This is a genomic window from Puniceicoccales bacterium (assembly GCA_031283585.1).
Classification (GTDB): domain Bacteria; phylum Verrucomicrobiota; class Verrucomicrobiia; order Opitutales; family LL51; genus JAIRTH01.
The window spans coordinates 46,234-59,285 of sequence record JAITBP010000010.1; the positions used below are offsets into that span (position 1 = coordinate 46,234).

Annotated in this window: 14 protein-coding genes and 1 tRNA gene; all 15 read right to left on the reverse strand. The window is 43.1% G+C overall.

Translation table 11 applies throughout. The annotated features are described in order from the left end of the window. Nucleotides 1-101: 101 nt before the first annotated feature. On the reverse strand, nt 102-1,511 hold the full coding sequence (locus tag LBB20_02880; protein ID MDR2735755.1) for a hypothetical protein: 1,410 nt from the start codon (nt 1,509-1,511) through the stop codon (nt 102-104). A gap of 17 nt (nt 1,512-1,528) precedes the next feature. After that, nucleotides 1,529-1,927, reverse strand: a complete 399-nt coding sequence (locus LBB20_02885) for a hypothetical protein (GenBank protein ID MDR2735756.1) — start codon at nt 1,925-1,927, stop codon at nt 1,529-1,531. A gap of 14 nt (nt 1,928-1,941) precedes the next feature. Further along, complete coding sequence (locus LBB20_02890; GenBank protein MDR2735757.1) at nt 1,942-2,394, reverse strand: hypothetical protein; 453 nt, start codon at nt 2,392-2,394, stop codon at nt 1,942-1,944. Between the two features lies 1 nt (nt 2,395). Then, nucleotides 2,396-2,845 (reverse strand): hypothetical protein, encoded by a 450-nt coding sequence (locus LBB20_02895; GenBank protein MDR2735758.1) that lies wholly within the window; start codon nt 2,843-2,845, stop codon nt 2,396-2,398. A gap of 151 nt (nt 2,846-2,996) precedes the next feature. After that, complete coding sequence (locus LBB20_02900; GenBank protein MDR2735759.1) at nt 2,997-3,962, reverse strand: hypothetical protein; 966 nt, start codon at nt 3,960-3,962, stop codon at nt 2,997-2,999. 16 nt (nt 3,963-3,978) lie between these two features. Beyond that, nucleotides 3,979-4,395 carry a DUF2190 family protein gene (locus tag LBB20_02905; GenBank protein ID MDR2735760.1) on the reverse strand — a complete coding sequence of 139 codons (417 nt, stop codon included), beginning with the start codon at nt 4,393-4,395 and terminating at the stop codon, nt 3,979-3,981. A gap of 34 nt (nt 4,396-4,429) precedes the next feature. After that, a complete protein-coding gene (locus LBB20_02910) occupies nt 4,430-5,389 on the reverse strand; it encodes a phage protease (GenBank protein ID MDR2735761.1) in 960 nt (319 codons plus the stop codon). A gap of 22 nt (nt 5,390-5,411) precedes the next feature. Then, entirely contained in the window at nt 5,412-6,617 is a 1,206-nt protein-coding gene (locus tag LBB20_02915) for a DUF935 domain-containing protein (protein MDR2735762.1), read from the reverse strand. A gap of 4 nt (nt 6,618-6,621) precedes the next feature. Further along, a complete protein-coding gene (locus tag LBB20_02920) occupies nt 6,622-8,004 on the reverse strand; it encodes a hypothetical protein (protein MDR2735763.1) in 1,383 nt (460 codons plus the stop codon). Beyond that, nucleotides 8,005-8,295, reverse strand: coding sequence for a hypothetical protein (locus tag LBB20_02925; protein ID MDR2735764.1), 291 nt, complete (start codon nt 8,293-8,295; stop codon nt 8,005-8,007). A gap of 154 nt (nt 8,296-8,449) precedes the next feature. Then, nucleotides 8,450-8,523: transfer RNA gene (locus LBB20_02930), tRNA-Gln, on the reverse strand. A gap of 67 nt (nt 8,524-8,590) precedes the next feature. Then, complete coding sequence (locus LBB20_02935) at nt 8,591-9,628, reverse strand: hypothetical protein (GenBank protein MDR2735765.1); 1,038 nt, start codon at nt 9,626-9,628, stop codon at nt 8,591-8,593. Between the two features lie 45 nt (nt 9,629-9,673). Further along, on the reverse strand, nt 9,674-10,441 hold the full coding sequence (gene xth / locus LBB20_02940; protein ID MDR2735766.1) for an exodeoxyribonuclease III: 768 nt from the start codon (nt 10,439-10,441) through the stop codon (nt 9,674-9,676). 10 nt (nt 10,442-10,451) lie between these two features. Beyond that, on the reverse strand, nt 10,452-11,573 hold the full coding sequence (gene prfB / locus LBB20_02945) for a peptide chain release factor 2 (GenBank protein ID MDR2735767.1): 1,122 nt from the start codon (nt 11,571-11,573) through the stop codon (nt 10,452-10,454). A 55-nt stretch (nt 11,574-11,628) separates the two neighbouring features. Next, nucleotides 11,629-12,984, reverse strand: coding sequence for a polynucleotide adenylyltransferase (locus LBB20_02950; GenBank protein MDR2735768.1), 1,356 nt, complete (start codon nt 12,982-12,984; stop codon nt 11,629-11,631). Nucleotides 12,985-13,052: the final 68 nt, after the last annotated feature.

The window sequence follows — 13,052 nt, forward strand, 5'->3', positions numbered from 1 at the left end:
GTGAACGAAGCGTATCTATTTGCTGCTGAAGAGTATAGCTAAGCCTGTCCAGCTCATCTCTAAGTTTATTTATCTGACCAATGAGTATGTTATCATCCATATTAATTTATGCCATAGATTGAAAAATTACCACCGGTAATATTGCCAGAAATGGCTTCTATTTTCAGTGAATTTACATTTACAAAGCCCGAGTTTAGGAATGTGGAGCTGTATCTTCCAGCACCAGCTTCATTGACGTAGGTATCAGAAGATGGCACATGCCACAGGTAATTAATTTCGGCCAACAGCTGTATGTAGCTACTGGTTTTACCAGCTTTCCATAGAGAAACATCACCATTGAAAAATCCATCATAGGAACGGAAATTTGTACTGCTATTCCCCAGTGGCACATAACCCACGGTTCCATTATACTTCTCATATCTTATTTCATTGCCTCTGAGATCTGATAGGGATGAAATATATTCTGAAGCTGTCGTTATCCAGGATGTTTCATTGTCCACGGTGTTTCCAAAGACAATGGATAGAAGTGCATAGACTGGACTTTTGGTACAACAATTCAGGACAATTTTGTAATGCAGGAACTGCGAACTATTCAGCACTTCGGTAAAAATAACCGCTGCGGTGGAAGAACTCAGGCTGATCGTTTTCAGAAGTTTCCAGGGATAATTTTTCCAAGAAAGTCCGGTCTCGGAAGTCGAATCAACCATCAATACCTGATTTTCATCACCCAAAGCTAATACCGTTGATGAATTTTCTCCACCGCCAACTATCATATCGCCGACACTGGATATGGGCGACAAGTTATTGAATGCTGACACCTTATCCTCGGCACCTGTTCCTCCACAGCCAATGCTCAATGGGGTAATACCGGAAATGCTGCCACCGGTTATTGAGATAGCATCGCTATGCTGAACAGCCATCGACCCAAGGCCAAGATTAGATCTAGCAGCTGCTTCATCATCCACATCCAGCAGGTTTTTTGATCTGTTCATGAAGATGGCGTCGCATTCTGCGGCGGTGTAATATGATTCCAATGGCGGTGGCGGAATAATTGTATCGCTATTGCCGCCGTCAATCACCCTGATCTTACCAGCACAAACGGTTACGGTTTTTGCGTCGGGTTTCGTGATAACCCACAGGCTAAGCCAATAGTCATCGGCGGCCAGAGATGTTTCATTTTCGGAAAAATCAATGACCGCATGTTGAGCCGTTCCATTGGCCCAGGACTCCGGGGTGACACTGTTATCCAGCGAAGAAGTTTCGCCGTACATCAACACCTGATTACCGCTGTCCACCGTCGTTCCATCGCTACTTAAGACCTTAACTGCCAAGCAGATCTTATCTATATTCGAAACATCTACCAAGGTTCCATTGGCAAATAATCCCAGCTGGAATTCCATGTCATTGGACTTCCAAAATTGGACCATCTCCTTGCGATTTACATCTACTGGTAGACAAAATGTTTCTGTATCTATCCCAAGACGCAGTATAAACTTATCTATTGTTGTCATATAAAAAAATAAAAATTCTATCCAATGCCATTGGTTATCCTTCCGCCGGTGATTTTATAATAATGCAGCGCTGTGTTACCATTGGCTGAAGATTGCACTGTAACCAGTACAGCATTATGCATATAGTAAGTATTATTACTGGGCTCACCGACCAGGGTTAGGTAGGACTGCAACCCGGTGAGCTCCGATGAATGTTCCAGAGAATTGATCTGGGCACTTTCTACCGAATCGTATTTCTTCATGACCTTGAATTCTATGGTGATTTGTAGATTTCCTCTATCTATGGCCTTGACTTCGGTCCCCCTTACGGTCTCGGCAATTTGGACGTTTCTCTGGCCGGAAATCTTCAGATCGAAAGGGTTCTCCCGTGCATTATCCCCGGCGGCCAACACTATTGTACCAAATGATATTTTCATGATTTTATATTTTTTTATAGCGAGCACATCGCCGTGAAGGTTAAAATTATCAGGTTGGTTTGGTTCTCAACCTCTGATACCCATGGTTTTGTCTCAGAACACGTTATATATCCTTGCCAGTGCTCCACATCAATTTTCACCAAATGAAGCAAGGCGGTGATTTTTTCTGCAACAGCTATGGAACTTTTTCCCGAGCTGTTTGTATAAATATTATCTATTATCTTCAGCTGAATGCTGATGGTCTCAAACACCGGACCGGGGACATTTTTATCGATTCTTATGGGCACAGGAGGCATCACAAGAATCGCCACACTAATACCTTCACGCACAGCGTTTGTTATTATGCTCTCAACATTACTTTGCCTATGGGTAAATATCGGGACGCCACGTAGTTCAACATTTTTTTCGATCAAAGTGACTAGGTAATCCTGAATTTTTTCTAAAATCCCATCGTTTGGCCTATACATATCAGAATCCCCCTAATGTTTCACCGGTTACAGTGTTTTCCCTATGGGTTACTACTTCCACGCCAACAGGTTGGTAATCTTTGGCTTCATCAGGAACCGATATGGCCACCTCTCCTTTAGCCACCCTTCGCAGAGATTCACGGGCCTGATCCGCCAGACGAATCTGATCTTCAGATAGCTTCAAACCAGGGATTCTGGTCTGGGCAATCTCCAATATCAGGCTGCAGGCCGCGCTTTTTAATTCCAACGGAATAGCCCCGGCGGTAGCACTTAATACATTCTGCCGGTTGCTCTTGATTTCAGATCGAATCCTTGAAGAAACATCTTTGATGATCTCCATAATCGGATCGATCTGATGTTTGGCCAGCGCCTGTTTACGTAGTGCATCTACCTGTTGCGCAACCAAATAGTCATATAAATCTTCGGGTATAATTTTAATCCAATTGGTCATGATATTTTTGTCTATCCGGAGGATTTTTTACTTCTTTTATTTTTTCCATTTTTTCTGTTTTTTTGTTTTTTCTGCTTTTTCTGTTTTTGCTTCCTATTTTGAATTAAAAATCCCCCGGAGGTTGTTTATTTTGGTTTTGTTAGCCTAGCTGTTAGGTGGCTGAAACCACAAGTTTTCTTATTCCCGTGGTTGATGTTACCACAATGTTACTGTAGTGCTCTACGGTTATGTCGCTGAATTTGCTGTGTTCCTCGACATAAACCCTAAATGGTGAGCCATCGGCCGGTGTCACAAATCTTTTTATATTGGCCGGTTCATCTTTCATGATCTCATTGTTTGTAAAAAATGCATATATGCTATTGCCCAATATGGCTTCCTTGGATGTGGCCGCATTTTGGTAGCGTGCATTAATTACACGGACTTCATCTACAAATAATTTACAAGCAAGTTCTTCCAGCGTTAACCCCGCAGCACGACTAGCTCCGGCATTGTTCTGAGCGTCGTAGGAATTGGCTCTGATATCCCAGGCAGCTTCGCCTATTACAATCCTGTTCGGTCGCACACCGGTGATGTCCGTTGCGGCTTCTAACTCCGAGCGTATATCTGCATCCGGGTTTGACTCATCCGCCCATACATAGTTAGCGGAAGCAGTTTGAGCATTGGCTTCCAGAGCAGAAATTGCCCGGCGCAACTCATTGCGATATAACCTCTGCAGCAGCAGTTGGACATAGCGTTCACGCCAATCATCACCAGCCACATCATCGTGATCAATCCGAATTGTAAGTCCTTTATTAAAAGTCTTCGATGTAACGGATGTACCGGTAAATTCGACCCTTTTAAAGGCTGATCCAATGGAACGGATATCGTCGGTTTCAGATAAAAATGCCTCATTATTGTTGGCTACCTTAAACTCAAATCGACGGGAGACCGGAACTATCGGTGCCAAAAAGTTCAACAATGACTCTATGTTTTCCCTGTCCTTCCACCCAACGGTAAATGCCGTAAGTGGTTCTGAATAATTGGATGCAGTAAACCGCGATTCGTTGGCTGCACAGACCGTTCCATAGTCCTGAAAACCGTCATCTTTTGGTAATATTTCGAATGTATTCATTTTCATAATATACTTAAAATTATTATGGCATTACGTGTTTAGTTGGTACGCAGGATAATACCTCCACCATGCCATTTGCTATGGCACCATTCAGTGCTATCCCAATGCAATTATAGGTTCCTGTTGACGTACCGAGGGGAGTAATTTTTCCATTGGCCGCCGGCATAAGACGCGTACCGGCCGATATTTCTGCACTGGCAATGGCTTTTATGGTATCCGCACAGCCAAGTAATGCCACATTCACAATGTCTCCGGCCGATGCTTCGTCGGTTGCGACGCCTATGGGCAGATCCGAACCAGTACAAATATCGACTTCGGCAGAATTGCTGCTATCGATTTTAACCAGAGTATACTTTTCGGTGATGTCGGCTTTCGCAATCCTGGTGATATTGCCTTCGTGGGTACCTTCTGCAATGTTAGAGAATATTTCTTTTTTCATATTTTTATGGGTGAAAATTTTGTTAATCAACGAATTAATCAGTGAACAGTGATGGATTGGTTCTTTTTGCCCAGGCCCAGGCTTCGCTATATTTATCGCCGGTGGCCATCATATGTTCCTGTACCAAAGCCAGGATTTTGTCCTTTTTTTCATAAAAGCACCTGGCCCGGCTGTTTAGACCGATGGTTTTTGTTTTAGTATTTAAATTGGTCGATGGCAAAGATTCCTCATCCCTATCATTAGCCATGTCCATGGTGACCGGTGCCGAGCCATCCACAGCCAAATTCACTGCCATCGATTCATTTTCTTGTTTTTGCAACTCGTTGGGTTGGATCATGTGATAAAGGTTTTCAGCCTCGGCTCTGAGCTTTTTATTCTCGTCGATCAGTTCCTCGGCCTGAGTTTTCCATTTTACTGAATTTTCCACCATGGATTTCAATGTGTTTAGTTGCTCTTCAAAATCCATTAACTCATTCAATCCGAGCAGGGTTATGAACCTTGCAAGCTTTTCGCCATCGGATAGTCGCGCATTTTTCGAACCCGAGTGATCGACTAGCCTGCAGGTCCTGATATTTGGATTGTTTGTAAGACCGACCGACAGCAATTTTATAGGCTCAAAGCCATTGTTTCCTATATTTTTCATGCGCCACCTGGGCGATAAAAATCTGAAAAAACCATTTCTAATCAATTGATAACCTACACCGGACCAATGGATTAAAAGCCACATACCATCGGATCTTGGCTCAATATCCTTGACCCTTCCATAGACCAGGTGACTTTTGTGACCCGGACTACCGGAAAACCTATCATCATCGGGATGGCCTATAAAAATCGGTAACCCGAGAAATTTTCTGCTCAGCCGACCTCGCAGTGATTTAAAATTTTTTGCGATTATCTCAGCCGACGACCTGTTGAAATGCTGCACACCTCTGGGATGTGGGTAGTCACCATAGGGCAGTAATTTGATCCACTGATCCAGCACCGGCTTTTCCATGGTTTTTAAATTAGTGTTCATTTTATACATTTTTTATCAGAATATTTTCCGAATTTTCTGGAGTGGTAAGACCAAACTTTTCCCTGATATCCTCGATGGCCAATGGCACTCCCATGTCAAAAAGTTCGCGATAAATCACTATTTCATCCCTGGTATTAGCTCTGGGTTTTGTTACCAACCTGATATAGGCTTTCGGATTTGCGTCGCCGAATAAATGCCTGATGACAAATTTGTCCACCTGCTCATTCAATGTCTCGGAAATCATGGTTGCATCATCCTCTTCTATCAGTGCAGTTTCATCGGCCTGAAGCGAAGCTCCCGTTCCAGATGCTCTTGATAATGTAGATAGATCTGACCCACGCCACAGGGCAGAGATAGCTCTGTCCATCCGATCAACCAACGCCGGATAGGGTAGCTCACCACGGCTGGTTAAGTCTATGGCTTCGATGTTTGTGCCTTCGGACATTAGGGCATTAAATTCCGCTCCAAAGTCTTCCACCGCATCCCTGGCCGCCTCCCACTGGGGTGATCCGGGCGAAGCATCGGTCACTCCTTTGACACCGGGCATTCCATTGCGCTCACAATATACAAGCCAATCCCGCAGAGGAAGATGCTTGAACAGATAGGCAATCGAAGAAGCCTCCATCAACCCATCTCCGACGGTTACAAGCCAGGCTCCATCATCCAGTGGAACGCCATCGGTGGCCGTGTCGCTTTCAAGAAATCTCAAGGACCCGGTCTTGTTCTCAAAGAACCACAGCGGCACAAACCTGAAAACAGCTGTCAATTTAAGTTTATCTCCATTGGCCAAAGGAATGTAGATTATTTCATGTACTGCATACTTCTTGCCTATGGCATCCATCATTTGCTTCACCAGTAGGCCGAAGCCACCTCGCTCATTACCATCGCAGGCATGGGTAGCCGAAAGATTATTATAAAAATATTCCAGTGCACATTTATGATTCAGGGCTTCTTCGGATTGGTCCAACGCAATGATTTCCCATTGCAACCTGGCCACGGATTTTTTCCTTTTTGCTGCCACACCCTGGATCACATCGTCTCTTCGTTCAATCGAATCCCAGGTCATCGCAGCGCTACGAAGATAGCCTGCCGCAAATGCATCCAACATCTGGGATAGCGAATCTGGTGTCAAAGTTTTTATTGGATTAAACCTTGCTCTCATGGAGCTCTTAATCCTTGCTTCCGAAATCTGCGAAATTGTTTTCATAAAATTAAACTACTGTTAAGCGATTGGGTCTTTGTATCTTAGTAAAAAATTGTTGCCTGACTGCCGGCATACATTGCTGGGCGGCATATATTGCCAGGGCCAATGCCCAAAATCTATCCGCATGGCCATTTTTACCGCGATCGGCATAGAACCTGATATTGCCAGAAAAAGTTACCTCCTTCTTTATAGCCCTCAGATCGGCACGGATGGCCGGATCATCAGGAATCTTCACCGAACCAGTTTCGAAAGTCGTCAGCAACAAATAGGCCAATTTTTCTTTTATATAATTGGTAAAAGTGATGCCTTCGACCTTGTATTTTCCAAAAAACGCCGATGCACGCTCTGTAAATTGCCTACCGATACCGGTCTGATCTATGCCAATTCTTCTCAAAAATGGTATGCTCAGAAACTCATGCAGAACCCGCTCTTGCTCGGAAAACGGTGCGTCTTTTAGGCAAATCACCCGCCTTGTTTCCAGGCAATCGCCACTTCTTTCTAGCAACCAAAACACCGTAAGGTCATGATCACGACCAATATCAATTCCAAGAAACACATTATCACTCTGCAAAGTTTCATAATTCAAAATCTCCCAATCATCACCATGTTTATAGGTGCATTTATCGATCAGTTCCGTTGGCAGGAAAATTGACTGATCATCCCAGGGAACACACATATATTCCTGCATAAACGACTCCTCATCCGGGCAAGAACTTCTGACATAATCGAAATACTCTGCCTCATCCATATGCTGCCTAGGATCATCTTCGGGTAATTTTCCTTTTAGTTTTGCCAAAAACCCTTGATCGAGAGCATCCTGTAGCGTAACTCTGTGATGTGAAAATTTCCTAAAATTACCGTTTTCACTTATATCTTTCAGCAACCTATTGAAAAAATTTTGAGAACCCCGGTGGGTGGATATGATTTCCAGTCGACCACCCCAGGTTATACCTGGGTAAGCCACTGAATATAAAGCCCTTGGGTTTTGATGAAGGGCAAATTCGTCCAATACACGATTGCCGCGCTTGCCAGCCTGCGCATCTGGGCTTGACGATAGGGAATGGATATGTGTATTATTTAAAAAGCGCAGGGAAAAAGAAGCAAAATGCCTCGATTCTGGCAATATTTCAGAGCCCAGGGCCCGCGCGGCAATGTGTAAAATTTTACTAAATTTCCTGCAATCTTCTAGGAAAAGCTTCGCCTGGATTTCGTCCCTTGATGATACCCAGGAATCGATCTTCTTGTCACAGTTAGCATGTTCTCTAACAAGGCCATAAGCCGAGGCCATAGATATTCCGATTTGCCTGGATTTTTCCATTATTTTCAGGCTTGAATCATCATTGATCCATCGCGACTGATAGGGTAAAAAAAATTTTTCCGAAACATCCATCTATAATAGCCTCAATTGGGTTTCAAGATCCTCGATTACAGCCTCGGACAAAGGCTGCCTAAAATCTGTGTTTTGACTCCCATGTTTTGACTGTTCCATGGAACACATGGTTGTGTGGCAGGTAAAAAGTTTTTGAATGACGCCGGACAGGGTATTCAGGTCCGAAACAGAAACCTCATCGGATCGACACAGTAAATCGAAAAGTATTTGCCAGGTGCGAGCTAGAGAAGCCCCAGCTATGGACGAGGAAATTTCCAGGCTATCCAGCATCACATCAGCACCAGGTTTCACGGATTTTAATATCTGCTTGGGTTCCATTGACAACGAGCAGAGTATAACACAGAAATCCCCGATGATAATGAATCGGTTTGGGCTATTGGATAGGGTCGCAGGAACTATTAAATTGCGACAAATTGCAGGATTGGGTAGACAGATTTAACCACCCTGGCTGCCCGGCCAGGATTCGAACCTAGACTAACGGGACCAAAACCCGCTGTGCTACCGTTACACCACCAGGCAATATTAGAGTGAATCGAATAAACAGCTCAAGGTCTTGCAAGTAAAAAGTAATGCAATCCATGGCCTGTCATTTATCCTCGCCATAGTAAACTTCACCTGGTATACCGCACTCTAGCCCTAGAGCCTTCATGGTTTCCCTGTTAACGCATATATGTGTAGCAGTTCTTTTCACAGGAATATATCCCATTTTTACACCAAATTGATTGATCTCAATGATATCTGCGGCTGTTCTTCCGGCCATATTGTAATCAGGTGTGGTTCCCATAAGGGCACCTCCAGCAACCATCTCTTCGGTTTCAGCAATCAACGGAATCTTCAATTCGTTTGCCATGGCTACGATCTCCTTTATGTTTGAAGCAAACAGTGAACTAGCTGTCAGGAAAAGCGCATCAACTTTATACATAGCCCGATTGGTTTTCATATCGAATATTATACTCATTAGATCTTTACCTTTATTTACATCGATCCGCTGTACTACAAATCCAAAATTTTTCGAACTTTCCACTATTTGATAGTAACTATCAACGCAACTTTGCTCCTTGGTACTGACAAACACACCAAGTTTTTTAAATTTCAGGAACTTTACCGCGTTGTTGATCTGCGATTCTATCGATACAGAACACTTAACACCGGATAAATTGCCACCGTTGTATTCACTGTTACTATTGATAAGCCCACATTTCTCTGGAAAGCTCACGATATTGAATACGTGTGGAATAGAATTATTGAGTTTTTCAGACACCATCAATGACGTGACCGTCCCAAATGTATAAACATAGTCAATCCTGTCTGTGGTTATTCCGGTTGATAGGAATTTTTTTAATGATTTTGCACTCTTCCCGGCGTCAAAAACTATATATTTGGCATCATAGCCAAGCTCTTTTAATCTATCAAAAAAACCAAGTTCTGCCTCGGTTTCACCACGCCAGGTGATAACAAATATGGTCAGATCTTTTTTGCCGTAGTGCGGAAAATCAACTAACCTGGTTGCATCAGCCCCAGGGCCCTGGGACATTACAGCTTTTTTCGGTTTTGTATCACCACCACATGGGGAAAAATAACATAAGTATAATAAAGCCAATATACTTATGGATCGTATATTCATGACCATACCCTACAGGAATATAGGATTATGTCAATTTTTTGTGAATCATAATCGAATATCGATCCCAACCGGAGCATGGTCCGAGCCATAGACATTATTGAATATGAATACCCCATCGACGTAACCTTGTAGCTTCCTACTTATGAGTATATAGTCCAGCCGCCAACCCACATTACGTTCCCTGGATTTCATCCTGTAGGACCACCAGCTATAGGCCTTCTTCTCCTCTGGATAGAAATGTCTGTAGCTGTCTAGGAAACCACTGGCTATATAATTCGAAAATCCAGACCTCTCTTCGTCGGTAAATCCATTGCTGAAATGGTTGTGATCCGGATTCTCAAGGTCTATTTCCTGATGAGCCACATTGAAATCGCCACAGGCTATCACCGGCTTCGTTGATTCCAATTTTAGCAACAATTTTAAAAATTCTGGATCCCATATTTTTTGCCTAAATTCCAACCTGGACAGATCGGGTTTGGAGTTTGGTGTGTAAACATTTACCAAAAAAAATTTGTCATACTCGACCACAATCACCCTACCCTCTTTCTCACCGGTGGTTGAATCAAGAACCGTATTTGAATCCACCGCTATGGTATCCAGTTTTGAAAAAATAGCCGTACCCGAATATCCTTTTCGGTTGGCGTTGTTAAACATCAGGTTACTGCACTCGAAATCGATAGTTGCGATGGCTTCCTGGTTCACCCTGGTTTCCTGTAGACATAATATATCCGGCTTAAGAAAAGAAACCGCACCGGAAAAATCTTTTTTCAGGATCGAGCGTAACCCATTTACATTCCATGAAACGATTCTCATCGGCAACCTTTTATTGTTTCCTTGTTTTTGGACAACCTGCTTTCAGCCAAGCATTTATGAACATATCTATATCACCATCCATTATTGCCTGGAGATTTGTTCCTTCCACACCGGTACGCAGATCTTTCACCAATTGATAGGGCTGAAACACATAGCTGCGTATTTGGTTTCCCCAACCAATTTCACCTTTTTCGCCATAAAATTTGTCCATCTCCGAACGTTTTTCATCCTGCATTCTTTCATATATCCTGGCTCTAAGCGTTTTCATTGCTGAGTCTTTATTTTTATACTGGGACCTCTCGTTCTGGCATGTCACAACTATGCCCGTTGGCAGATGAGTTATTCTGATGGCAGATTCGGTTTTATTCACATGTTGGCCGCCTTTTCCACTAGAACGGTAGGTATCTATCCGGATATCATCCTCCTGTATATTTACGGCAATGTCATCTTCTATTTCCGCAATAACATCCACCGAGCAAAAGGACGTGTGGCGCTTATGGTTTGCATCGAATGGGCTAAGCCTTACCAGTCTATGTACACCACGCTCGGCCTTTGCATAGCCATAGGCATTCTTCCCAACTAACCTAAGGGTAATACTGTTCAGGCCTACACCATCACCTTCCTGAATATCCTGAACCTCGACCGTAAAACCTCTACGCTCGGCCCATCTCATATACATCCTAAATAACATATCGGCCCAATCACAGGATTCGGTTCCTCCGGCCCCGGCATGTATACTAAATATGGCATTACAGTGATCCTGGGGCTGATTCAAAAAAGACACCAATTCCAGTGAATCAAGCTCGTTGGCCAAGGTACCAACCGTGGCTGAAAGCTCCTGAAGATGCTCTTCATTGTCATTCTGTTGGTCAATCAATTCAGCTAGAATCATCGCATCATCAAGCTTTTGCCTAAATTCAATAATCGCTTTGATCGAGGTTTTTAGATCGCTTACCTTGCCCACCGTATTCTGTGCATTTTCCTGATTGTTCCAGAAATTATTAGTAGCCATTTCTGTTTCCAGCCTATTGATTTCAAGCTTCTTACCTGATACATCCAGGAAATCAGCAATTGCCTCGGAACGCTTGATTAAATCCTTGATAGATGCACTGATTTCTGCTGGAATGGCCATGTATGTGGAACTAATCTTACCTGGGACCAGCTATCGTCAATTAAAATTAAATAAATTAAATAAAACCCTTGATGAATTGAATAGCACCTGGTTCATCAAAAAATTTACCATTCAGCTGTGCTTCAAAGGCCAAATCCAACAATTGACTAAAATTTTTCCCCGGTACCAGGCCAAGGTCGATTAGATGTCTCCCAAGCAACAGCGGTGTGGGTTTCTCATACAATACACCGAGCTTTTTGGCACGATCCTGTATTAACTCCTCATTGGTACCATGAATTTTTACCCTACGAAATGTGTCGCAAAGAGATACTTTTATCAACAGATCTATCCGCTCAACCTGGGTTGCCAAAACCCGTATGTCTGTGTCCATGTCATTGCTTTTCACTATATCTCTGATATCCATATGATGCTCAACAAGATGAAGTACTTGGTCTACAATGCGTTTTGGCACACGCATTCTTTCCAAAAATACTCTGGCAGGAGCAACACCACATTTGGCATGGCCATGGTTGTGTATTCCATTTTTATCGCGAAACATGGTGGCTGGTTTGCCAAAATCATGGCATAGCAGTGCAAACCCAACGACCATATCGTCAAAAACATCACCGCTTCTAACCCTAGGAAAATAATCCATGGCCAGGCAAACATGTTCGAAAACGTCGCCCTCGGGGTGTAGTATTGGATCTTGTTCACAGCCAACAAGATTGCTCACCTCTGGAAAATATCTCAGCCATCCACAGGCTTTCAGAAATCTGAGGCCTCTCGACGGGGTTTTCCCTAGCAATAGTAATTTTTTCCATTCTCCTAAAATCCGTTCACAAGAAATATTATCGCAGGAAAGACCTCGTGAAATCTCAATGGTTTCCTCGGCCACAGTCATATCAAATCTCGCCGTAAATTGCATCGCTCTGAGAACTCTCAGTGGATCCTCGGCAAATTTATCGCTGGTGTGTCTAAGTAGTTTATTTTTTATATCCTTCAGGCCATCGAACCTGTCAATCACCTGGTTAGATAGCAGATCAAAATATAGGGCATTTATGGTGAAGTCCCTACGTGATGCTGCCATGGCAATATCCATATCTGTCCTCTCAACTATGGAAAATGTTCTGTGAGTTTCACCAATCTTTTCCTCGGTTCTTGGCACAGAAATATCCATATCAAGGCCATGAATCTTGATTACACCAAAACTCTTACCAACATAATCTATATCGTGATCTTTAGCCAATATCGATGAAAGAACGTCAGAACTAATATTAAAAACTTCCAGGTCTAGGTCTGTGATCGGTTCGCCAAGAATCGCATCTCTAACACAGCCACCAACAAAATAACATTTCGCTCCATTTGAATGCAGGGTAGATAAAACTTTCCTAAGTTTTCCGGTTGATGCTAAATCTACGAGCTCCTGTAACATTTAGATTGGCTATATATAAACATAAAAATTTTACCATAAAAAAGAGGACCATAAGGTCCTCTTGGTGG